This is a genomic window from Streptomyces venezuelae (assembly GCF_008642335.1).
Classification (GTDB): Bacteria; Actinomycetota; Actinomycetes; order Streptomycetales; family Streptomycetaceae; genus Streptomyces; species Streptomyces venezuelae_F.
In genome coordinates, this window is the sequence record NZ_CP029191.1 from 5,351,626 (window position 1) to 5,374,234 (window position 22,609).

At 71.1% G+C, this 22,609-nt stretch carries 21 protein-coding genes and 2 tRNA genes; 12 read left to right on the forward strand and 11 right to left on the reverse strand.

Annotated features, from left to right (window positions below; translation table 11 throughout):
• Positions 1-16: 16 nt before the first annotated feature.
• Positions 17-556: a PPA1309 family protein gene (locus DEJ49_RS24400; protein WP_150186111.1), complete on the reverse strand. Its 540-nt coding sequence runs from the start codon at positions 554-556 to the stop codon at positions 17-19.
• A 148-nt stretch (positions 557-704) separates the two neighbouring features.
• On the opposite strand from DEJ49_RS24400, the gene DEJ49_RS24405 reads away from it, so the two are divergent.
• The 4 genes from DEJ49_RS24405 (at position 705) to DEJ49_RS24420 (ending at position 6,061) form a co-directional block, all read left to right on the forward strand.
• A complete protein-coding gene (locus DEJ49_RS24405) occupies positions 705-3,626 on the forward strand; it encodes a UPF0182 family protein (protein WP_150188437.1) in 2,922 nt (973 codons plus the stop codon).
• Between the two features lie 50 nt (positions 3,627-3,676).
• A tRNA-Met gene (locus DEJ49_RS24410) sits at positions 3,677-3,750 on the forward strand.
• Positions 3,751-3,995: 245 nt separating this feature from the next.
• Complete coding sequence (locus tag DEJ49_RS24415) at positions 3,996-5,888, forward strand: SEL1-like repeat protein (RefSeq protein ID WP_150186112.1); 1,893 nt, start codon at positions 3,996-3,998, stop codon at positions 5,886-5,888.
• 99 nt (positions 5,889-5,987) lie between these two features.
• Positions 5,988-6,061: transfer RNA gene (locus DEJ49_RS24420), tRNA-Met, on the forward strand.
• Positions 6,062-6,106: 45 nt separating this feature from the next.
• Here DEJ49_RS24420 and DEJ49_RS24425 read toward each other — a convergent pair.
• The 4 genes from DEJ49_RS24425 to DEJ49_RS24440 form a co-directional block, all read right to left on the reverse strand.
• Entirely contained in the window at positions 6,107-7,267 is a 1,161-nt protein-coding gene (locus tag DEJ49_RS24425) for an ABC transporter substrate-binding protein (RefSeq protein ID WP_150186113.1), read from the reverse strand.
• Positions 7,268-7,290: 23 nt separating this feature from the next.
• Entirely contained in the window at positions 7,291-8,160 is an 870-nt protein-coding gene (locus DEJ49_RS24430) for an ABC transporter permease (protein WP_150186114.1), read from the reverse strand.
• The gene (locus DEJ49_RS24435) at positions 8,157-8,951 is read right to left on the reverse strand and encodes an ABC transporter ATP-binding protein (protein WP_150186115.1); all 795 of its coding nucleotides are present in this window, start codon (positions 8,949-8,951) and stop codon (positions 8,157-8,159) included. Before DEJ49_RS24435 ends, DEJ49_RS24430 begins: the two co-directional genes overlap by 4 nt.
• Positions 8,952-9,087: 136 nt before the next feature.
• A complete protein-coding gene (locus DEJ49_RS24440; RefSeq protein ID WP_150186116.1) occupies positions 9,088-9,504 on the reverse strand; it encodes a Fur family transcriptional regulator in 417 nt (138 codons plus the stop codon).
• 148 nt (positions 9,505-9,652) lie between these two features.
• Here DEJ49_RS24440 and DEJ49_RS24445 point away from each other — a divergent pair, with 148 nt between their 5' ends.
• Complete coding sequence (locus DEJ49_RS24445; protein WP_150186117.1) at positions 9,653-11,122, forward strand: catalase; 1,470 nt, start codon at positions 9,653-9,655, stop codon at positions 11,120-11,122.
• Positions 11,123-11,189: 67 nt separating this feature from the next.
• Here the strand turns inward: DEJ49_RS24445 and DEJ49_RS24450 are convergent, their stop codons facing one another.
• Both DEJ49_RS24450 and hisN read right to left on the reverse strand, forming a co-directional pair.
• Positions 11,190-11,591 carry a cyclic nucleotide-binding/CBS domain-containing protein gene (locus DEJ49_RS24450; protein ID WP_150186118.1) on the reverse strand — a complete coding sequence of 134 codons (402 nt, stop codon included), beginning with the start codon at positions 11,589-11,591 and terminating at the stop codon, positions 11,190-11,192.
• 180 nt (positions 11,592-11,771) lie between these two features.
• The gene (gene hisN / locus DEJ49_RS24455) at positions 11,772-12,572 is read right to left on the reverse strand and encodes a histidinol-phosphatase (protein ID WP_150186119.1); all 801 of its coding nucleotides are present in this window, start codon (positions 12,570-12,572) and stop codon (positions 11,772-11,774) included.
• A gap of 149 nt (positions 12,573-12,721) precedes the next feature.
• On the opposite strand from hisN, the gene DEJ49_RS24460 reads away from it, so the two are divergent.
• Positions 12,722-13,327 (forward strand): TetR/AcrR family transcriptional regulator, encoded by a 606-nt coding sequence (locus DEJ49_RS24460; protein WP_150186120.1) that lies wholly within the window; start codon positions 12,722-12,724, stop codon positions 13,325-13,327.
• Between the two features lie 17 nt (positions 13,328-13,344).
• On the opposite strand, the gene DEJ49_RS24465 is transcribed toward DEJ49_RS24460, so the two are convergent.
• The 4 genes from DEJ49_RS24465 to DEJ49_RS24480 all read right to left on the reverse strand — a co-directional run bounded on the left by DEJ49_RS24465 (position 13,345) and on the right by DEJ49_RS24480 (position 16,935).
• A complete protein-coding gene (locus tag DEJ49_RS24465) occupies positions 13,345-13,668 on the reverse strand; it encodes a DMT family transporter (RefSeq protein WP_150186121.1) in 324 nt (107 codons plus the stop codon).
• 137 nt (positions 13,669-13,805) lie between these two features.
• Positions 13,806-14,816, reverse strand: a complete 1,011-nt coding sequence (rsgA, locus tag DEJ49_RS24470) for a ribosome small subunit-dependent GTPase A (RefSeq protein ID WP_150186122.1) — start codon at positions 14,814-14,816, stop codon at positions 13,806-13,808.
• A 17-nt stretch (positions 14,817-14,833) separates the two neighbouring features.
• Positions 14,834-16,180 (reverse strand): 3-phosphoshikimate 1-carboxyvinyltransferase, encoded by a 1,347-nt coding sequence (gene aroA, locus DEJ49_RS24475; protein ID WP_150186123.1) that lies wholly within the window; start codon positions 16,178-16,180, stop codon positions 14,834-14,836.
• Positions 16,181-16,212: 32 nt separating this feature from the next.
• A complete protein-coding gene (locus DEJ49_RS24480) occupies positions 16,213-16,935 on the reverse strand; it encodes a M50 family metallopeptidase (protein ID WP_150188438.1) in 723 nt (240 codons plus the stop codon).
• 61 nt (positions 16,936-16,996) lie between these two features.
• Here DEJ49_RS24480 and DEJ49_RS24485 point away from each other — a divergent pair, with 61 nt between their 5' ends.
• From DEJ49_RS24485 to DEJ49_RS24510, 6 genes are all read left to right on the forward strand, one after another.
• Positions 16,997-17,812 (forward strand): SOS response-associated peptidase, encoded by an 816-nt coding sequence (locus tag DEJ49_RS24485; protein ID WP_150186124.1) that lies wholly within the window; start codon positions 16,997-16,999, stop codon positions 17,810-17,812.
• Position 17,813: 1 nt separating this feature from the next.
• Positions 17,814-18,476, forward strand: coding sequence for an alpha/beta family hydrolase (locus tag DEJ49_RS24490; protein WP_223832973.1), 663 nt, complete (start codon positions 17,814-17,816; stop codon positions 18,474-18,476).
• A 230-nt stretch (positions 18,477-18,706) separates the two neighbouring features.
• The gene (locus DEJ49_RS24495) at positions 18,707-19,390 is read left to right on the forward strand and encodes a sigma-70 family RNA polymerase sigma factor (protein ID WP_055563701.1); all 684 of its coding nucleotides are present in this window, start codon (positions 18,707-18,709) and stop codon (positions 19,388-19,390) included.
• Positions 19,387-19,698 carry a mycothiol system anti-sigma-R factor gene (gene rsrA, locus DEJ49_RS24500; protein WP_150186125.1) on the forward strand — a complete coding sequence of 104 codons (312 nt, stop codon included), beginning with the start codon at positions 19,387-19,389 and terminating at the stop codon, positions 19,696-19,698. Before DEJ49_RS24495 ends, rsrA begins: the two co-directional genes overlap by 4 nt.
• 149 nt (positions 19,699-19,847) lie before the next feature.
• Positions 19,848-21,233, forward strand: coding sequence for an HD-GYP domain-containing protein (locus tag DEJ49_RS24505; RefSeq protein ID WP_150186126.1), 1,386 nt, complete (start codon positions 19,848-19,850; stop codon positions 21,231-21,233).
• Entirely contained in the window at positions 21,230-22,501 is a 1,272-nt protein-coding gene (locus DEJ49_RS24510; protein ID WP_223832974.1) for an HD-GYP domain-containing protein, read from the forward strand. Before DEJ49_RS24505 ends, DEJ49_RS24510 begins: the two co-directional genes overlap by 4 nt.
• The last annotated feature ends 108 nt before the right edge of the window (positions 22,502-22,609 follow it).

Here is a 22,609-nt window from a genome sequence, read left to right on the forward strand (position 1 = left end):
CAGCCGGCCGGTACGGCTAGGCGAACGTCGCCGAAAGCGCCTCGGCCAGGCCGGGCACCAGGTCCGAGCCGGTGAGGACCTCGGTCGGCGAGTCCTTCTCGCGCAGCCGCAGCGCGGACTCGCGCGCACCGTCACGGAGCACCGCGACCGTCATGCGGACCTCCTGACGGTCGGGGTGCTCGGCCACCCACTTCGCGAGCTGGGCATCGCCGAGACCGTCGGGGACCGACGCCTCCGCGGACGGCGGCAGCATCATGCGCTCCACCGTGAGGGCGCAGCCCGCCACCGCGTCCGGCCAGGCGATGGTGCCGAGGAATTCGTCCAGCGGCTTGTCCGCGGGAATCTCCTCCTGCTCGATGGGGGTGTAGCCGGCGTGCTCCACGCCGTCGTCGAGGCCGAGCTGGGAGGCGAGGCCGGGTTCCTGGGTGCGCAGTCGCGCCGTGTCGACCAGCGCGAAGAGGCGGGCGGGCCGGTCCCAGCCGAGGCCGGATACGTACTCGTCGATCTCGAGGACCGCCCGAGTGAGGGGGCTCGCTGCCATGGGAGTGTTGGACATGGTCACAATCCTGCCTCGTTAGTCCCGAGAAACGGGAACCGAGTAAAGCGTAGGTAAGTTGCATAGGTGTGGGTCCGCGATCTCGGGGGCCTGACGGACCAACAGCGAATCAACAGCGAACTTCGAGGTGCGCACCTTGGCTTTCCAGATGCCGGACCGCGGCGGAGGCCCGACGGGGCCACGGATCAGAGTGGGCCGACCCTCCCGGCGCGTCCGGACCCTGCTCATGACACTGGGGGTCCTTGCCGTTCTGGCCATGGCCTTCGTCATGTTCTCCGGGTTCTGGACGGACTGGCTGTGGTATCGATCGGTCAACTATTCGTCGGTCTTCACGACGACCCTGTGGACCAAGATCGGCCTGTTCTTCGTCTTCGGCCTGCTCATGGCGGCCGCAGTCGGCGTGAACATCTGGCTGGCGCACCGGCTGCGCCCGCCGCTGAGCGCCATGTCGATGGAGCAGCAGAGCCTCGACCGGTACCGCATGGGAATCGCCCCCTACAAGAAGTGGCTCCTCATCGGGGTCACCGCTCTGGTGGGGCTGATCGCGGGCGCGTCCGCCGCCGGACAGTGGCGCACGTGGCTCCTGTGGGTCAATGGCGTGTCCTTCGGCCAGAAGGACCCGCAGTTCCACATGGACGTGTCGTTCTTCGCGTTCGACCTGCCCTGGTACCGCTTCCTGCTCGGCTTCGGCTTCGCGGCGACGGTGCTCTCCCTGGTCGCCGCCGCCCTGACGCACTACCTGTACGGCGGGCTGCGGATCACCAGCCCCGGCGCGCGCGCGACCGCGGCGGCCACCGGTCACCTGTCGGTGCTGCTCGGCGTCTTCGTGTCGCTGAAGGCCATCGCGTACTGGCTCGACCGGTACGGCCTCGCGGTGAAGTCCAGCGACTTCAAGGCGACCGGTAACTGGACGGGCCTGCGGTACGTCGACGCGAACGCGTACCTGCCGGCGAAGACGATCCTGTTCTGCATCGCCGTCATCTGCGCGATCCTCTTCTTCGCGACGCTCTGGCGGCGCACCTGGCAGCTGCCCGTGATCGGCTTCGGCCTCATGGTGCTCTCGGCGATCCTCATCGGCGGGCTCTACCCCGCGATCGTCCAGAAGTTCCAGGTCCAGCCGAACGAGCAGGCCAAGGAAGCCCCGTACATCGAGAAGAACATCGAGGCCACCCGCGACGCCTACGGCATCAACGGTGTGAAGCCCGAGGAGTACAAGGGCGCGGGCAAGGTCGACGAGGACCCGAAGAAGAAGCGCGAGAACGCGGACACGGCGGCCAACTACCGCCTGAACGACCCGAACATCGTCTCGCCGACCTTCCAGCAGCTGGAGCAGGAGCGCAGCTACTACCAGTTCCCGAAGACGCTGGACGTGGACCGCTACAACGGCCAGGACACCATCGTCGGCCTGCGCGAGATCGACGTGAACAAGCTCGACAAGCGCAACTGGATCAACGACCACTTCGCCTACACGCACGGCTACGGAATGGTCGCCGCCAAGGGCACGGAGACGAAGAAGGGCTCCAAGGGCGCCCCGGCGTTCACCGAGTCCGGTCTGCCGACCAACGGCGAGCTCGGTGAGTACGAGCAGCGGATCTACTACGGCGAGAAGACCACGCAGTACTCGATCGTGGGCGGGCCCCAGAAGGAGCTCGACTACGAGGAGAACGGCGGCGGTCAGAAAACGTACAGCTACAAGGGCGACAGCGGCGTCAACCTCTCCAACCCGATCAACCGCGCGGCGTACGCGGTGTCGTTCGGAGAGCCGCAGATCCTCTACTCCGGAGCCATCGGCGACGGTTCGCGGATCCTGTACAACCGCACGCCCAAGGAGCGCGTCGAGGCGGTCGCCCCGTGGCTGACCATCGACGGCGACGTCTACCCGACGGTGGTCGACGGCCGCATCCAGTGGGTGGTCGACGCCTACACCACGAGCAACGGCTATCCGTACGCCTCGCGGACGACGCTCGGCGACACCACGGCGGACTCCCTGTCGCAGGCCGACAGCCAGCGCACGGTGATCGCCCAGCAGAACCAGGTCAACTACATCCGGAACTCGGTGAAGGCGACCGTCGACGCGTACACCGGTGACGTCAAGCTCTACACCTGGGACGAGAAGGACCCGGTCCTGAAGACCTGGAAGAAGGCGTTCCCGGGGACCGTCAAGGACAAGAGCGAGATCCCGCCGAAGCTCATGGACCACCTGCGCTACCCGCAGGACATGTTCAAGGTGCAGCGCGAACTGCTGACGAAGTACCACGTCACGGACCCCGGCCAGTTCTACAACGCGAGTGACGCCTGGCAGGTGCCGAACGACCCGACGAAGAAGGACGACAGCGCGGTCCCGCCGTACTACCTGTCCATGAAGTCGCCGGGCCAGACGCAGCAGCAGTTCTCCCTGACGACGACGTTCACGCCGAGCGAGCGGCCCAACCTACGGGCGTTCATGACGGTCGACGCCGACGCCAGAAGCAAGAACTACGGCAAGATGCAGCTGCTCAGAGTCCAGGGCGACGTCGACGGCCCGGAACAGGTGCAGAACAAGCTGAACTCCATGACGGAGGTCGGCAACTTCGTCCGTGACATGAAGGGCGCCGACTCCGACGTCCTCTACGGCAATCTGCTGACCGTGCCACTGGACGACGGCTTCCTGTACGTCGAACCCGTCTACGTACAGGGACGCAAGTCGGCGTATCCCCTTCTGAAGAAGGTCGCCGTGTCGTACGGCACGGAGACCGCCTTCGCGGACACCCTCGGTGAGGGCCTGAACCAGGTCTTCAGTACGGAGGGGGCCACCAAGCCACCGGCCGACCAGGACGGCGACGAGCCGACCAAGCCACCGAAGACGAACGATCCGACGGTGCAGGCGGCCCTCGACGACGCGCAGACGGCGTTCGAGGACGGCGAGAAGGCCATGAAGGAAGGCGACTGGAAGAAGTACGGCGAGGCGCAGGACCGCCTTCAGGAGGCCCTGGAGAGGGCCGAGGAGGCCTCGCAGAAGGCCGCCGACAAGAAGGATGCGGACAAAGGCGCGGACAAGGACGCAGGTCAGAAGGGGGACCGCACCGGCTAGCGAGCGGTGAAGCAGCCACCTCGTGCCGTGGTACGGTTTGAACACAACGGCGCGGGGTGGAGCAGCTCGGTAGCTCGCTGGGCTCATAACCCAGAGGTCGCAGGTTCAAATCCTGTCCCCGCTACTGCAAGGTGAAGGCCCGGATCCTTACGGATCCGGGCCTTCGTCGTGTGTACCGGTGCCCGTCGTGCGTGGGCGTCCTGTGCGTGTGCGGATGTCCTATGCCAAGAAATGTGAACGGTGCTCGGTCGGGGGAGAGTTGGGGGATCTGTGTTTGACTTATCTCTCTGTGGGCATGTCGACAAAACGCTGAAGTGACCTCACTGGCTGCGGTATACCAGATGTACCCAGGTTGCAGGTGGTGCGACGATGGACGTTATGGGGGACAAGGCAACTCTGTTGGAGACAGGGCGGTTTGTGCAGCCGGCCGACCGGGAGGATCCCGGGGCGGCCGCCGAGGAGATGCGCCACCGGCTGGCCGCCGAGGCCGGCGACGTGGATGCCATGAGCGTTCTCGGAAGCCTTCTGCTGCGTCGCGGTGATCTCGACGGCGCCGAATCTCTGCTGCGCGCGGCGACCGCCGAGGGCGACCGCGCCGCCGCCAACAACCTCGGAGTCCTCCTGCACCAGCGCGGGTACGCCGACGAGGCCGCAGGCTGGTGGCGGGTCGCCGCCGTCGCCGGATCCGCCGCGGCCGCCCACGCGCTCGGCCGGCACCACCGCGAGCGCGGCGACGAACCCGCCGCCGAGTACTGGCTGCGCCAGTCCGCCGAGCAGGGCCACACCCTCGGGGCGTACGCGCTTGCCGACCTCCTGGAGCACCGCGGCGACGTCGGCGCCGAGCGCTGGCTGCGCGCCGCCGCCGAGCGCGGCCACCGCGAGGCCGCCTACCGCCTCGCCCGCGCGCTCGACCGGCGTGCCGCCAAGGAGCGCCCCGAGCGCTCGGAGCGCCTGGACCGCGCCGAGCGCCCCACGGCCGCGCCCCGACGCCGCACGGACCGAGCCGACCGCGGTGACCGGGCCGCCCGTGCCGACGACGCGGCGGTGCGCACGCCCGCCGACGAGGCCGAGCAGTGGTACCGCCAGGCGGCCGCCCGCGGCCACCGCAGGGCCGCGCTGCACCTCGGCGCGATCCTGGAGCGGCGCGGCGAGCTGAAGGAGGCGGGACGCTGGTACCTCAACTCCGCCAAGGACGGCGAGGCCCGCGCGGCCTGCGCCCTCGGGTTCCTCCTGCGGGACGCGGGCGACGAGGAGAGCGCCGCCGTGTGGTGGCTCAAGGCCGCCCAGGACGGCGACGGCAACGCCGCCAACGCGCTGGGCGCCCTGCACGCCGAGCGCGGCGAGACGCAGACCGCCGAGCGCTGGTACCGCGCCGCCATGGACGCGGGCGACGTGAACGGCGCGTACAACCTCGGGCTGCTCTGCGCCGAGCAGGGCCGCACCGCGCACGCCGACCAGTGGTACCGCCGCGCCGCGTACGCGGGACACCGCGAGGCGGCCAACGCGCTCGCCGTGCTGCTGCTCCAGGGCGGCGACGCGGCAGGCGCCGAGCCGTGGTTCTCCAAGGCCGCGGAGGCGGGCAGTGTCGACGCCGCCTTCAACCTGGGGATCCTCCACGCGAGCCGTGGCGACGAGGCCGCGGCCCTGCGGTGGTACGAGCGTGCGGCGGCCGCCGGGCACACCGACGCCGCCCTCCAGGTCGGCACCGCGCGGCTGCGCGAGGGCGACGAACAGGAGGCCGAGCGGCATCTGCGGTGCGCGGCGGGCGGCGGCAGCGCCGAAGCGGCGTACCGCCTCGGGACGCTGCTCGACGCACGGCGCCCCCCTGCCGAGGCGCCGGTCCTCGGCGAGCCCGCGGCGGCGAAGACCGAGTGCGAGGAGTGGTACGAGCGGGCGGCCGAGATGGGCCACCGCCGCGCCCAGGTCCGGGTCGGCATGCTCGCGTCGGCCCGCGGCGACGTCGTCGAGGCCGCGCGGTGGTACCGCAAGGCCGCCGAGGCAGGCAGCAGCAACGGCGCGTTCAACCTCGGGTTGCTCCTCGCCCGCGAGGGCAGCGAGCCGGAGGCCGCGCTGTGGTGGACCAGGGCCGCCGACGCGGGGCACGGGCGGGCGGCGCTCCGCCTCGCCCTGCTCTACGCCCGGCGCGGGCAGCTGGCGCAGGGACAGCGGTGGGCCTCGCGCGCGGTCGATCTCGGTCCCGCCGAGGTCGCCGAGCGAGCGGGACGCCTGCGCGAGGCGCTGCGACAGGAGCTCACCGCGTAGGCCGCGGCGCCCGTGGGGTCCCGGCGCCCATAGGTCCCGGCGCCCGTGGGGAACGGATTTGCGCTGGTCGTAGCCCTGACGTAGAGTTGCATTCAACGGCGCGGGGTGGAGCAGCTCGGTAGCTCGCTGGGCTCATAACCCAGAGGTCGCAGGTTCAAATCCTGTCCCCGCTACTGAAGATCGAGGGCCGGAAATCCATTGGGTTTCCGGCCCTCGATTCATTTATGGCCCACCGCCTCCTCGTACAGCTCGCGGTCCACCGCCTTCCTCTCCGGCACCTTGTCGCCCTTCGAGACGCCCGCCGCGCGGTACGCGTCCTGCAGACGGTCCGTCGTCCCCGCGCGGATCTCCCAGTCCATGCGGAGCGACGGCGTGGCGAGCAGGACCTCCTTGTCCGTGCTGAGCAGCTTGGCGAGCTCCGTGGCGAAGGCCTTGTCGGCCTTGTAGTCGCCCGCGAAGTACGTGTTCACCGTCCGGATGTACGCGCGCAGCAGCGCCACCCCCGCGTCCGGGTCCTTCTTCAGGAGGTTGGGTCCGAAGAGGAGGCCGCCGAGCGGTTCGGCCTGCGGCTGGCCGCCCAGGAACGCGAACCGTTCGTCGCCGTCGACCTTGCGCCATACGGGGTCGAGGAGCCAGGCGGCGTCGGTGCCGCCGTTCTGGAGCGCGGTGAGGACGTCCGCCGAGCCGAGCTGCTGGAACTTGATCTCGTCGAGCCCGCCGCCGTGCTTGTCGAGCGCCTTGCCCATGGGATACGCGATGACGGACCCCTTGCCGATCATCGTGCCGAGGGTGCGGCCCGCCATGGGGACGTGATCCGCGGTCTCGTCCTCCTTCAGGCGTACCCAGAGGCCGCTCTTGGAGCGGGGGTCGGGGGAGAAGTTGCCGGCCGTCCACTTGATGTCGAACCCGCTGGTGATGCCGTTCATGACGGCCGCTTCCGGGGCGGCCCACTGGGCGTCGATGTCGCCCTTCGCGAGGAGGGGGAGCGCGTCGGGGGTGGGCAGGACCTTCAGGGCGACGTTGAGGCCCTCCTTCTTGAACTCCCCCTTTTCGACGGCCATCTGGAGGGGTGCCACGTACTCGGCGCTCAGGGTGCCGGTGGCGATCGTGATGTCCCGCTTCTTGGGGAGCGGTTTCGGGGCGGGGGCGCCGGAGGCGCAGCGGGCCGGTCTGCGGTCAGGGGCGAGATCGGCGGGGTCGGTCCAGCTGCCCTTGCCGCAGCCCGCCACCGGGCCGACGGCGCGGGGCTTCGCGGGCCCGGCGGGCGGTGGCGCGTCGTCCTCCTTCGCGCAGGCCGCCGCCGCGAGCAGCGAGCCCGCCACGAGGAGCGCGAGGGCGGTGGTACGGGTAGGGGCGCTGGTACACGTACGGGTACGCATGGAGCCTCCCGGGGGCAGCTTGGTCACGACTGGCTCCGGCCCCGGTCGCGCGGGGCCCACGGTGTGAGCAGCCGGCCCGCGATCCGCACCAGCTCGGAGAAGACGACGCCGAGGGCGGCGACACAGACGATGCCGACGAACATCACGTCGTTCTGGAAGAGCGCCCGCGAGTCGAAGATGAGGTGCCCGAGGCCGTCGGCCGCCGCGATCTGCTCCGAGGCGACGATCACGAGGACCGCGACCCCTGCGGCGATCCGCGCGCCGACCAGCACCGCGGGCAGGGACGCGGGCAGCAGGACATGGCGGAACATCTGCCAGGGCGAGGCGCCGAAGACCTGCCCGGCGTCGCGGTGCCCGGACGGGACGGCCAGGACCGCCGCCATCGTCGAGATCCAGACGAAGAAGAAGACGGTCGCGGCGACGAGCGCGATCTGCGGGCCCTCGCCGAGGCCGAACATGTTGAGGAAGACGGGCAGCAGAGCCAGCTTGGGCACGACGTACAGCGCGTCGAGCGTGGGTTCCAGAGCGGCCCGTACGACGGACAGGGAGCCCATCAGGAGGCCGAGCGCGTACCCGGCGGCCGTCCCGATCGCGTACCCCGCGAGGACGCGCTTGAGCGTGGCCCAGACGTCCGGCCACAGCTCACCGTCGGCGGCGCGGTGCCAGCCGTCCTCCAGGATCGTCTGCGGCGCGGGGTAGACGCGGTCGTCGATCCAGCCGCGGACGGCGGCCAGCTGCCACAGCAGGATCAGGGCGGCGGGCACGCCCACGGCGAGGGACAGCTCCAGGGCGCGGCGGCGGCGATGGGTGCGGACTGGGTGCAGCTCCTGGGGGCCGGGACGCCGCACCAGGAGGCTTTCGTCCCCGGGCGCCTTCTCCGTGACGGCGCTCATGCGGCCGCCCTGACGCCGACCTCGCCCCGCAACAGCTCCCACAGCTCGCTCTTGAGCGCGGTGAACTCCGGCGCGGAGCGCACCGCGCCCGTGCGGGGGCGGGCGAAGGGAGGGCGTCGCTCGGCGATGACGCGTCCCGGCCTGGCCGACATCACCAGGACACGGTCGCCGAGAACGATCGCCTCTTCGAGGCTGTGGGTGATGAAAAGAGTGGTGGTTTCCGTGGTCTGCGTGAGGGCCAGCAGCTCATCCTGAAGGATGGTGCGGAGCTGGGCGTCGAGGGCCGCGAAGGGCTCATCCATGAGGAGGATCTCGGGCTCCACCGCCAGGGCGCGGGCGATGGCGACGCGCTGGCGCATGCCGCCGGAGAGGGCGGCGGGGTAGGCGTCGGCGAAGTCGGCGAGGCCCATGCGGGTCAGCCACCGGGTGGCGCGGGCGTTCGCCTCGCGGCGCGGGACCTTCTGGATGTCGAGGCCGAAACGTACGTTGGCCCGCACCGTCTTCCAGTCGTAGATGCCGTAGTCCTGGAAGATCATGGCGACCGGCCGCCGGGCGGACGTGCGGATGCTCAGCTCGCCGGAGCTGGGCCGCAGCAGCCCCGCGGCGATGCGCAGCAGGGTCGACTTGCCGCACCCCGAGGGGCCGACGACACAGGTGAACTCGCCGGGGGCGATGTCCAGGTCGACGGGGCCGAGCGCGTGCACCGCTCGGGCGGCCCGGCCGAAGGTTCTGGTCACCGCGCGGGCGCGCAGTTTGGGTGGTGAGGGAGGTGACGGGTGCGGATCTTCCACGGCTTCTCCTTGCGGAGGGCAGGCGGATGTCGGGCGCCGCAGAGAATATGACGGGCCGTCAGATCTTGGAAGGGGTACGCCGAAGGGCCCGGCGCCGAGGACGGTGCCGGGCCCTTACAGGCGTACGGAAAACGGGTTACGCGCCCGAGCAGTTGGGGCAGACCCCGCGGTACGTGACCTCGACGTCCTCGATCGTGAAGCCGAAGCGCTCCGAGTCGGGGAGGCTGGTCAGGGGGTTGCCCGTCGGGTGCACGTCACGGATCGCGCCGCAGCGGGCGCAGACCAGGTGCTGGTGGGGGCGGTGCGCGTTCGGGTCGTACCGCTTCGCGCGGCGGTCCGTCGAGACCTCGAGGATCTCGCCGAGGGTCACCAGCTCGCCCAGCGTGTTGTAGACGGTCGCCCGGGAGATCTCGGGCAGCTTGTCCGCGGCGCGGGCATGCACTTCGTCCGCCGTGAGGTGGACGTGGTCCCCGTCGAGGACCTCGGCCACGACGCGCCGCTGCGCCGTCATGCGCCAACCGCGTCCGCGCAGTCGTTCCAACAGGTCACTCATGAAGCCAGCCTAACAGGCAGGGGACCTAAATCCCGAACGGGTGTGACTTTGGATTCTCGCTTGACTTAGACAAAGTCTATCGTAGGATCGAGTACGGCGAGGCCGACGGCACGCCATGGGCAGCACGCCAAGGACAGGACTTGCAGGTATGACGCAGGAGGCGCACGTGACGCAGGGACCGCTCACCACGGAGGCCGGCGCGCCGGTCGCCGACAACCAGAACAGTGAGACCGCGGGTCTCGGCGGCCCGGTCCTCGTGCAGGACCAGCTGCTGCTCGAGAAGCTCGCGCACTTCAACCGCGAGCGGATCCCGGAGCGTGTGGTGCACGCCCGCGGCGCCGGTGCGTACGGCACCTTCACGCTCACCCGTGACGTCTCGCAGTGGACGCGCGCCAAGTTCCTCTCCGAGGTCGGCAAGCAGACCGAGACGTTCCTGCGCTTCTCCACCGTGGCCGGCAACCTCGGCGCGGCCGACGCGGTGCGTGACCCGCGTGGCTGGGCGCTGAAGTTCTACACGGAAGAGGGCAACTACGACCTCGTCGGCAACAACACCCCGGTCTTCTTCATCCGGGACGCCATCAAGTTCCCCGACTTCATCCACACCCAGAAGCGCGACCCCTACACGGGCTCGCAGGAGGCGGACAACGTCTGGGACTTCTGGGGCCTCAGCCCGGAGAGCACCCACCAGGTGACCTGGCTCTTCGGCGACCGCGGCATCCCCGCCTCGTACCGCCACATGGACGGCTTCGGCTCGCACACGTTCCAGTGGAACAACGAGGCCGGCGAGGTCTTCTGGGTCAAGTACCACTTCAAGACCGACCAGGGCATCAAGAACCTCACCCAGGACGAGGCCAACAAGCTCGCAGGTGAGGACCCCGACTCCCACCAGCGCGACCTGCGCGAGGCCATCGAGCGCGGCGAGTTCCCGACCTGGTCCGTGCAGGTGCAGATCATGCCGGCGGCGGAGGCGGCCACCTACCGCTTCAACCCGTTCGACCTCACCAAGGTGTGGCCGCACGCGGACTACCCGCCGATCGAGATCGGCAAGCTGGAGCTCAACCGCAACCCGGAGAACGTCTTCGCCGAGGTCGAGCAGTCCATCTTCAGCCCCGCCCACTTCGTGCCGGGCATCGGTCCGTCCCCGGACAAGATGCTCCAGGGCCGTCTCTTCGCGTACGGCGACGCCCACCGCTACCGCGTCGGCATCAACGCCGACCACCTGCCGGTGAACCGTCCGCACGCCACCGAGGCGCGCACCCACTCCCGTGACGGCTTCCTGTACGACGGCCGCCACAAGGGCGCGAAGAACTACGAGCCGAACAGCTTCGGCGGCCCGTTCCAGACGGACCGCGCGCTGTGGCAGCCCGTGCCCGTCACCGGCGCCACCGGCAACCACGAGACGCCGCGGCACGCCGAGGACAACGACTTCGTGCAGGCGGGCAATCTCTACCGCCTGATGTCCGAGGACGAGAAGGGCCGCCTGATCGACAACCTGTCGGGCTTCCTGGCCAAGGTCTCGCGCGAGGACATCGTCGACCGCGCGGTCAACAACTTCCGTCAGGCCGACGGAGACTTCGGCAAGCGGCTGGAGGCCGCGGTCCAGGCCCTGCGCGGCTGACCAGTACCACTTGTCGTGGAAAGACGGCGGGCCGGTTCCCTTCGGGGGCCGGCCCGCCGCCGTGTTATCAGCCCGTCAACTGCGCCGACGCGCGCCGGTCGGGCGCCCAGCAGCGGATGATGTCGCGCACCGAGACGATGCCCGTGGGCTCGTTCCCGTCCATGACGATGAGATGCCGGAAGCCGCCGTGCGCCATCGCGTCCGCCGCTTCCTCCAGGGTCCACGCCGGGGTGGCGAAGACGACTTCGGTCGTGGTGTGGGTGCCGGCGATCTCGCTGTCCGGGCTCTGGCCGAGGGCGAGCGAGTTGAGGACGTCGCGCTCGGTCAGGATGCCGAGTCCGTAGGTGTCGGGGTCCAGGACGACAGCCGCTCCGACGTGGCGCGCTGACATCAGCCTGGCCGCCTGGCGCAGGGTGTGGGTGGGGCCGATGGTCAGGACCACCGTGCTCATGGCGTCGCGGACGAGCATGGGCGTGAGCCACCTCCTTGGTGGAACCGAGGCCTCCTGGTGGGCGAAGGATTGCCTCCGCTACCTGCTGGAGAACGGTTTCACAAGTTCACAAGTGGGGGGACTCATAGAGTCGCAGCCCGGTGGGAGGGCAGCAAGGGGCCGGACGGGGTGAGTTGGCGGAGCCGGTCGCGGGGCGGTTCAGTACCGCTGGTTGAGATAGCCGAGCAGCTCGTCGTGGAGCAGGCCGTTCGACGCCGCCGCGTTGCCGCTGTGGGGGCCCGGCCTGCCGTCGAGACCGGTGAAGGTGCCGCCCGCCTCCGTCACCACGATCGCGGTCGCCGCCATGTCCCAGAGCGAGAGCTCCGGCTCCGCGCAGAGGTCGACCGAGCCCTCGGCGACCATCATGTACGGCCAGAAGTCGCCGTATCCGCGCGTGCGCCACACCGACCTCGTGAGGTCCAGGAAGCCGTCGAGGCGGCCCTGCTCCTCCCAGCCGGACAGCGAGGAGTACGCCAGCGAGGCATCCCCGAGCTGCGCGACCTTGGAGACCTGCAGCCGCGTCGCCGAGGTGAGGGACCGGCCCGTGTAGGCGCCGCCGCCCTTCGCGGCCCACCAGCGGCGGCCGAGCGCGGGCGCCGAGACGACCCCGACCACCGGCTGGTAGCCGCCCTCGCCGGCTTCCGTCAGGGCGATCAGGGTGGCCCACACCGGGACGCCGCGCACGTAGTTCTTGGTGCCGTCGATCGGGTCGACCACCCAGCGGCGCGGCCCGGTGCCCTCGACGCCGTACTCCTCGCCGAGGATCGCGTCGCGCGGCCTGGCCCGCTGGAGATGGCCACGGATCAGCTCCTCGGCGGCCTTGTCGGCCTCGCTCACCGGCGTCATGTCCGGCTTGGTCTCGACCTTCAGGTCGAGGGCCTTGAACCGGTCCATGGTCGCGGCGTCGGCGGCGTCCGCGAGGACGTGGGCGAGACGCAGGTCATCGTGGTAGTCGGGCATGGGTGAACAGTATCGATCTCGATCGGCACGATCCACAGGGCCGTGTCGCGGACGCCGTGCACCCGCTGCCGAGCTGTTGCCGGGACTATTGACAGTGCCGCCGAGCGCGTCAACTCTGGCACGGGAGCCGCTCTGACCCGGAGGCGACGATGCCTGCAGCACGGGAATCCTTACTGGACGCGGCGTACACAGCGCTCGCGCGACGGCCGTGGCCCGGTGTCCGCATGGTCGATGTGGCGGCCGCCGCCGGGGTGTCCCGGCAGACCCTCTACAACGAGTTCGGCAGCAAGGACGGCCTCGCCCGTGCCCTGTTGCGGCGCGAGACGGACGGCTATCTGCACGGCGTCGAACGCGCACTCGCCGAGGAGCGCGAACCCGCCGACCGCCTCGCCGCCGTCGCCGCGTGGACCGTGGGCGCCGCCCGCACCAACGTGCTCGTCCGCGCCGCCCTCACCGGCTGCTGGAGCGAGCGCCTTCCCGCGCCGAGCCGCGCCGCCGGATCGACCTCGTCCGTGCCCGCGCAGCGCCGCGCGGACGCCGGAGTGCCCTCGTCCGGAGAGCTGCTCGCCCTCGTACGGGACCGCACGGTCCTCGCGCTCGGCGGCCGCGGCCGCGTCAGGGACCCCGACCTCGCCCGCGCCTGTGAGAGCGCCGTCCGCCTCGCCCTGTCCTACGTCGTCGCGCCCGCCGGAAACGACGACGACCCCGCGGAAGTGGTCCGCGGGGCCATCGGGCGCTGGGTGGCGGCCAAGTAGGCGCGAGGCGTACGCGCTCAGTGCGCCGAGCCCGACAGCTGCAGGCCGATCACGCCGATGATGACGAAGGAGATCGAGACGATCTTCAGCGTGGAGACCAGGTCGCCGAGGAAGATCATCCCGTAGATGGCCGTGCCCGCGGCGCCGATGCCCGTCCAGACCGCGTACGCCGGACCCACGTCCAGCTTCCGCAGCGCGAGCGTCAGCAGACCGAAACTGCCCAGGGCGAAGCAGGCGAACGCGATCGTGGGCCAGAGCCGGGTGAAGCCGTGCGACAGCTTGAGACAGACCGCGAAGCCGGTCTCGAGGATCCCCGCGACGATGACCAGCAGCCACGCCATGTCCTTGCCTCCCGTACTCGTCCGTGTCCCGAGGCCGCTTCGTCTGGCTTGAATCCGGCTTGGTGCGATTATGCATTTACCTTTGCCGTCCGCGGCGCAAACCCGACGAGCCGCCGAGCCGCCGAGACGCGGGGAGGTCAGTCGCCCTCGCGCCGCTCCCGCGTGGCGAGCAGCCTGCGCAGGGAGTAGAGGCGGGCCGGATCCGCGTGCCCGTCGGCCACCCATGCGTCCAGGGCGCAGTCCTTCTCGTCGTGGCTGCAGCCGCGCGGGCACTCCGCCGTCCCCGGCTCCAGATCGGGGAAGGCGAGGATGACGCGCGACGGGTCGACGTGGTTGAGGCCGAACGATCGCACTCCGGGAGTGTCGATCACCCAGCCGTCGGAGCCCTCGAGGGGGAGCGCGAGGGCGGAGGTGGTCGTGTGCCTGCCGCGGCCCGTGACCGCGTTGACGTGCCCCGTCGTGCGCCGCCGCTCCTGCGGGACCAGCGCGTTGACGAGCGTCGTCTTGCCGACCCCGGAGTGCCCGACGAAGGCGGTGACCTTGCCGTCGAGCAGTTCGTGGACGCGCGCGAGCTCCGCGCCGTCGGTGAACTCCTCGCGGCTGGTGACGACATAGGGGATGTCGAGGGAGGCGTACGTCTCCAGGATCTTGTCGGCGGGGGCCAGGTCCGACTTGGTGAGCACGAGGATCGGCTCAAGACCGCCGTCGTACGCCGCCACCACGCACCGGTCGATCAGGCGCGGCCGCGGCTCGGGGTCGGCGAGTGCCGTGACGATAGCCAGCTGGTCGGCGTTGGCGACGACCACCCGCTCGTACGGGTCGTCGTCGTCCGCGGTGCGCCGCAGGACGGAGGTGCGCTCCGCGATCCGCACGATCCGCGCGAGCGTGTCCTTCTTGCCGGAGAGATCCCCGACGACCGCGACCCTGTCACCCACCACGGCGGCCTTGCGGCCCAGCTCGCGGGCCTTCATCGCCATCACGATGCGATCGTCGACCAGGACGGTGAGCCGGCCGCGGTCGACGGTGAGGACCATGCCCTCGGCCGCGTCCTCGTGCTTGGGCCTGATGTGGGTGCGGGGGCGGTTGCCCTTGCGGTTGGGGCGGACGCGGATGTCGTCCTCGTCGGGGTTCTTGCCGTAGCGGCGCATGGTTCTCGATCCGCCCGTCAGTTCCCCAGCATCCCGGTCCAGAGGTCGGGGAAGTCCGGGAGCGTCTTCGCCGTCGTCGCGACGTTCTCGATCTGCACGCCGTCCACCGCGAGGCCGATGATCGCGCCCGCGGTCGCCATGCGGTGGTCGTCGTACGTGTGGAAGATGCCGCCGTGCAGCCTGCGCGGCTTGATGTGCAGGCCGTCCGCGGTCTCCGTGACGTCACCGCCCAGCTCGTTGATCTCCTTGGTGAGCGCGGCCAGGCGGTCCGTCTCGTGCAGCCGCAGGTGCGCGACGCCGCGCAGCGTCGAGGGGGAGTCCGCGAGGGCCGCGACCGCCGCGATACCGGGGGTCAGCTCGCCGACCTCGCTGAGGTCCACGTCGATGCCGCGGATCGACCCGGAGCCGGTGAAGACCAGACCCTGCTCGGTCAGTTCGCAGGAACCGCCCATCTCGGTGAAGATCTCGCGCAGCGCGTCACCGGGCTGCGTGGTGTGCGCGGGCCAGTCGGGGATCGTGACCGTGCCGCCGGTGACCAGGGCCGCGGCGAGGAACGGCTGCGCGTTCGACAGGTCGGGCTCGACGGTCAGGTCGCGGCCGAGCAGGGCGCCGGGGGTGACCCGCCACACGTTCGGCTCGCCGCCCGCCTCGGGGGTGTCGACCTGGGCGCCGACCGAGCGCAGCATGTCGACGGTCATCCGGATGTGCGGCACCGACGGCAGCGCGCCGCCCACGTGCCGGACCTCCACACCCTGGTTGAAGCCCGGGCCCGACAGCAGCAGGGCGCTCACGAACTGCGAGGACGACGACGCGTCGATCTCCACCCGGCCGCCCTCCAGGGCGCCGCAGCCGTGCACGGTCAGCGGCAGCGCGCCGGGCGTGCCGCGCGTGTCGTCGATGCGGGCGCCGAGCACGCGCAGCGCGTCGATCACGCCGTGCAGGGGGCGCTCGTACGAACGGGGGTCGCCGTCGAAGTGGATGGGCCCGTCGGCGAGGGCGGCGACCGGCGGCAGGAAGCGCATGACCGTGCCGGCGTTGCCGACGTCGACCGTGGCCGGGCCGTGCAGGCCCGACGGGATCACGCGCCACGCCTCGCCGGTGCCGTCCTGACCGCCCGCCACGGACGAGCTCGACGACACGGTCTCCTCGATGCCGACGCCCATCGCGCGCAGCGCGCCCGCCATCAGCAGCGTGTCCCGCGAGCGCAGCGGGCGGCGCAGCCACCCCGGCTCGGCGGCCAGCGCGGCCAGGACCAACGCACGGTTGGTGACCGATTTCGAGCCGGGGACGTGGACCGTCGCGGTGACGGCTCCGCTTGCGTGCGGGGCGGGCCAGAGGGCGGTGTGCGCCGGGGTTTCGGTCATGCCCTCACTTTAGTGGCTGGCAGTGACGTCGCTCAGACGTCGAGGAGCCAGCGGGCGCCGCCCATCAGGGAGCAGAGCGACACGGCGTGGAAGAGGAAGAGCCACAGACCCGCGGGGACGTGCGTCAGCCGCGACAGCTGGTCCGCGTCCGAGTCGCCCGCGCCCCCGCGCCTGCGCTTGGACTGCAGCTCGAAGGCGGGACGCACACCGCCAAGGAGCAGGAACCACACCACCGCGTACGCGAACGCCGCCTGCACGTCCGTGTTCGCCAGCCAGGAGACGACCAGGAACGTGCCGCCGGTGAGGACCACCGTCAGGGCGCCGTACGCGTTGCGGATCATCACCAGCATCACGACGAGCAGGGCCGTGGCGATCCACAGGAACGCCGTGATGCGTCCCGAGTCGAGCAGCGCGGCGCCGCCGAGGCCGAGCAGCGGGGGAGCGGTGTACCCGGCGGCCGCGGTGAGGATCATGCCGAGGCCGGTGGGCTTGCCGCGCGAGACGGTGAGGCCCGAGGTGTCCGAGTGCAGCCGGATGCCGTCGAGGCGTCGCCCGGTGAGCAGCGCGACCAGGCCGTGGCCGCCCTCGTGCGCGATGGTGATCGCGTTGCGGGCGAGGCGCCATATGTTGTGCGGGACGACGACCGCGAGGGCGACGACGCCCGCCGCGATCACCAGCCACTGCTCGGGCGCGGCCTGTGTGCCGAAGACGCGGTCCCAGAGGTCGGTCAGGCCGGCGTTCGCGGTGCTTTCCATTTCCTGGGCCATTGGCTGGACCGGCTCCTCTGGTCGTACGGGGTCTGGCAGTCTGGCACGTATGTGCGGACGGTTTGCATCCAGTCGTGGGCCCGAGGATCTCGCGGGAATCTTCGAGATCGAGAAGTGGGAGCCGGAGGAGGCGCTCGCCCCCGATTTCAACGTGGCTCCTACTAAGGAGGTCTACGCGGTTCTGGACCGTCCCCTGAAAGACGCCGACGACCCCACTCCGGTTCGCCAGCTGCGCACCCTGAAGTGGGGCCTCGTGCCGTCCTGGTCCAAGACGCCGGAGGGCGGCGCCCGGATGATCAACGCCCGCGCGGAGACCGTCCACGAAAAGCCCTCCTACAGGCGTGCCTTCACCTCGCGCCGGTGCGTCATCCCCGCCGACGGCTACTACGAGTGGGTGACCGCGCCCGAGGAGCGGCAGCTGGAGGTCGAGGGCAAGAAGAAGCGGCCGCGCAAGCAGCCCTACTTCGTGACGCCCGCCGACGGCTCGGTCTTCGCCATGGCGGGGCTCTACGAATTCTGGCGGGACAAGACCCTGCCCGACGAGCACCCCCTCGCCTGGTGGGTGACGTGCACCGTGATCACCACGGAGGCGGAGACCGCGCCCCTCGCCGTCGCCCCCGAAGAGGGCCCGCGCTCGCTCGCGGACATCCACCCGCGCATGCCGCTCATGCTGACGCCGGACCGCTGGGACGCCTGGCTCGACCCGTCCCGCACCGACGTCGAGGACCTGCGCACCCTCCTGGAGCCGCCGCCGCACGGACTGATGCGGGCCTTCCCGGTCTCCACCGCCGTCAGCAACGTACGCAACAACGGCCCGGAGCTGTTGAAGGAGCTGGACGGACCCGAAGAGGGCACACTCTTCTGACGTGACCGACGTGACCAAGGACGCACCCAAGAGCGAGATCATCCCGACCGACGCCGGTGAGGCGCGCATCACCTGGCACCCGGCTCCCGCGAAGAGCGCCCGCCTGCTGCTCGCGGTCAGCCACGGCGCGGGCGGCGGCATCGAGGCCCGCGACCTCCGGGCCCTCGCCGCCGAGCTCCCCGCGCACGGCGTGAGCGTCGCCCTCGTCGAGCAGCCCTGGCGCGTCGCGGGCAAGAAGCTCGCGCCCGCGCCGAAGACGCTGGACACGGGGTGGCGCGGCATCTGGCCCGCGCTGGAGAAGAAGGGACTCCCGGTGATCTCCGGCGGCCGCAGCGCCGGTGCCCGCGTCGCCTGCCGCACCGCCACCGAACTCGGCGCCGCCGCCGTGCTCGCCCTCAGCTTCCCGCTGCACCCCCCGGGCAAGCCCGAGAAGTCCCGCGCCGACGAACTGCTCGGCGCCGGAGTGCCCACCCTCGTCGTGCAGGGCGGCAACGACCCCTTCGGGAAGCCCGCCGAGTTCCCCGAAGGCACGTACGAACTGGTGGAGATCCCGTTCGGCGACCACGGATTCGCCGTGCCCAAGCGCGCCGACATCGGCCAGGACGAGGCCGTGAAGCGCATCACGGACGGAGTCACCCGCTGGGCGGGAATGTTGGACGCGTGACCTCTGTTGTGGCGGACAGACGGAAAACGCCGTCACAGCTGTTCGTACGAGAGGGAGTCCGCCGCATGGGTTCGACCATCTGCCCGAACCGCTCCAGCGCCGCTGACCTGGAGTGGACGGTGCTGAGCGCACCCAAAACCGCATCTATTCGGGCGGCGCGTGGTGCGGGTCGTCGTCTATCCTCCGATTCGAGTGGGGCTGCTTTCGGCCTCACCACGTCGTTGGAGGAGGTGGGTCCGGTCACTGGGACCGACGCAGGGACCGAGCACGGCCAGGCGGAGCAGCCCCGAGAGAGTTCGGAGAAGTCCGAGACGGCCGCGGAGCGCACGGCCCGCTTCGAGCGGGACGCGCTGACGTTCCTCGACCAGATGTACTCGGCGGCGCTGCGCATGACGCGCAACCCGGCGGACGCGGAGGACCTGGTGCAGGAGACGTACGCGAAGGCGTACGCGTCGTTCCACCAGTTCCGCGAGGGCACGAACCTCAAGGCATGGCTGTACCGCATCCTCACCAACACGTTCATCAACTCGTACCGCAAGAAGCAGCGCGAGCCCCAGCGCAGTGCCGCCGAGGAGATCGAGGACTGGCAGCTGGCACGCGCCGAGTCGCACATGTCCACCGGTCTGCGCTCGGCCGAGTCGCAGGCGCTGGACCACCTGCCCGACACGGACGTGAAGCGGGCGCTGCAGGCGATCCCCGAGGAATTCCGCATCGCCGTCTATCTGGCCGACGTAGAGGGCTTTGCGTACAAGGAGATCGCGGACATTATGGGGACACCCATCGGTACGGTGATGTCCCGACTGCACCGGGGCCGCCGCCAGCTGCGCGGCATGCTGGAGGACTACGCCCGTGAGCGCGGGCTCGTCCCGGCCGGTGCCGGGGAGTCGAACGGAACGAAAGGCTCGGGCTCATGAGCTGCGGAGAGCCGCACGAGACTGACTGCAGTGAAGTCCTGGACCATCTCTACGAGTTCCTCGACCACGAGATGCCGGACAGCGACTGCACCAAGTTCGAGACGCACTTCGAGGAGTGCTCTCCGTGCCTGGAGAAGTACGGCCTGGAGCAGGCCGTCAAGAAGCTGGTGAAGCGCTGCTGCGGCCAGGACGACGTCCCCGTCGACCTGCGGGCCAAGGTCATGGGCCGCATCGACCTCATCCGCTCCGGGCAGGCCGTGCCCGAGCAGGACATCACGCAGGACACCACGGCCCCCTCCGAGGCCTGAGAGCCTGGCTTCCAGCCCTCGGAACACCGCGCGGCCCGCTCTCCCCTCCCGCTCCCTTCCGTCACTCGAACGTGCTAATTAACGGCGGCCGGGCGCAGGCAGGGAGAGCGCCGTTCTAGTCTCCGGACCGGAACGGGGAGGAGAACTCCATGCGGTCGGTGCCGGTGCGGGCCCGCGTCTACATCCTGTGCGTCGCCCTCGCCGGCGTGGCCTGCGCCGCGCCCGCCCCCGGCGCACACCCCTCCTGGCCCGCCGTCGCGCTCCTGGCCGTCCTCTACGCCGGGTGCGAGCGGATCACCAGATGCCGCGTCGTCGGCGGCCGTGTCCCGCGCGGGCTCGGCACCTTCTTCCCCGTACTGCTCGCCGGGGTGTTCCTGCTGCCGCCGTCCGCCGCCGCGCTCGTCGCCGTGCCCGGCGCGCTGCTCGCCCGGGTCGACCGGGAGCCCCGCTGGGTGCGCCGGCTGTGGCGCGCCTCCCAACTCGCCCTCGCCGCCTGGGCGTCCGCGCGCGTGTACGCGGCGCTCGGCGGGCCCGCGGCCGGTGCGGGCCCCGACTTCCCGCACGTCCTCGGGCCCGCGGGCGCGGCCGTGCTCGTCTTCTCCGCCGTCCTCGCCGTGCTGGACGGCGGCGTCCTGCTGACCGCCGAACGCGTCCCCGCGCGGACCGCGTGGCGGGGCCTCTTCCTGCGCTCGCTCGCGCCCGTCGCCGTGCACGGCCTCGCGGGACTGATGATGGCGGTGCTCTGGACCAGTCCGTACGGCCCGGCGGCCGCGCTCCTCGTGCTCCTGCCGATGGGCGTCTCCTGCTGGGCCTTCGCGCAGTACCACCGCGAGCGCGCCGCCCACCAGGCCACCATCCGGGCGCTCGTGCAGGCCGTCGACCTCAAGGACAAGTACACCCGCGGGCACAGCGAGCGCGTCGGCCGCGCCTCCGTCCTGATCGCGCGCGAACTGGGCATGGACGACGACCGCGTCGAGGTTCTCCGGTTCGCCGGGATCCTGCACGACGTCGGCAAACTCGGCGTCCCCACCCGGCTGTTGCGCAAGGACGGACCGCTCACGCCCGAGGAACGGCGCATCATCGAGCTCCACCCCGAGTACGGCCACGAGATGGTCCGCGGCATCGGTTTCCTGGGCGAGGCGCGCGCCGCGATCCTCCACCACCACGAGCGCATGGACGGCGGCGGCTATCCGTACGGACTCACCGGCCCGCAGATCCCCGAGTGCGCGCGGGTGGTCGCCGTCGCCGACGCCTTCGACGCCATGACGTCCACCCGCTCCTACCGGCGGGCCAGGCCCGTCGAGGCGGCCGTGGCCGAGCTCAACCGGTGCGCGGGCGCCCACTTCGACCCCGTCATGGTCGGGGCGCTCACGCGCGCGCTCGACCGGTACGGATGGCACCCCGAGGTCACGGCGGACGTGCCGGAGCAGGGCGGAGGGGAGCAGAGCGGGGCGGAGCAGGGCGCGCCCGTGGCGTCGCACGTCCGGCCCGCGCCCGCGTCCGCTCCCGCCGCCGTGCGTCCGGGGGCCCGGTGAGGCCCCCCTCGCGGCTGCCCGGCGCGGTCGTCGGTCTGGCCGGAGTGCTGGCCTGCGCCTCCCTCGTCTGGACCCTCTGGCACGGCGTCGCCGAAGGCCGGGCCGCCCTCGCCTTCGGCGTCCTGATCGCCCTCGGCGAGCTGGCCCGGTGGGGGAGCGAAGGGGACAGGGAGCCCGCGCCTCTCGGTGCCGCGGGCGCCCTCTCGTACGCCCTGCTCGGCGAGAACGCGGGACACGCCACGCACCACGGGGTGCTGCAGGTGCTCGCCGTCGTCGTCGCGGCCGCCCTCGTCGGCGCGGTGCCGAACGTGGCGCTCGGCCGCGGCCCCACGCTCGACCAGATGGCGCGCCGCGTGCTCACCGTCGGGTTCGCCGCCGCGTGTTTCCAACCGCTCTACAACGCGGGCAAGTTCGGCGAGTGGGTGGGGCACGGGCCGTACTTCCCGTTCGTGATCGTCGCCCTGCTCGTCCTCACCGCGCTCTGCGACGCCGTACTCGCCGCCGTGACGGCGCACGCCCGCACCCGGTGGCCGTTCGGGCCGCTGCTGCGCGAGGAGCTGCGGGCGATGCTCGGCATCGGCTCCGCCGTCTGCGCGAGCGGCGCCGTGATGGCGCTCGCGGTGGCCGTGGCAGGGCTCTGGGCGCTGCCCGTGTTCAGCCTTCCGCTGCTGCTCACCCAGCTCTCCTTCCGGCGGTACGCGGCAGTGCGCGCGACCTACCGGCAGACCATCGCCTCCCTGGCCAGGGCCACCGAGATCGCCGGGTACACCCCGCAGGGCCACGCGCACCGCGTGGCCGGGCTCAGCCGGGCCGTCGGGCGTGACCTCGGTCTCTGTGAGTCGGACCTCACCGTCCTGGAGCACGCGGCGCTCATGCACGACATCGGACAGCTCTCCCTGGTCGACCCCGTCCCCGAGGGGGCCACCGCCGCCCTCTCCGAGGCGGAACAGCGCCGAATAGCCCTGCTCGGCGGCGCCGTCGTCCGCCAGACCGGGGTGGACGCCGCCGTCGCCGTCGTCGTGGAGCGGCAGGCCGACCCGTACCGCGAACAGCCGCTCACCGCACGTATTGTGCGGACGGCGAACGCGTACGACGAGATGGCGCGGGGAGAAGGACCCTCAGGGGCGCTGGACGGCCCGCTCAAGGCCCTGGAGCGGCTCCGTCTCGCCACGGGCCACGACTACCAGCCGGAGGTCGTGGAGTCCCTGGCGCGCGTCCTGTCGAGGGACGGCCTCACCCATGGCCTTACCTCGCGCCGGGCTGGGTAACCCATGGGTAATGAGCGGCCGTCCGACCGTCCGTGGTTGGATGCGAAGAAGACAGGAAATGGGGCGCACGGGGGTACGGCCCCCGACGCCGCGCCCCGACGACGAGCG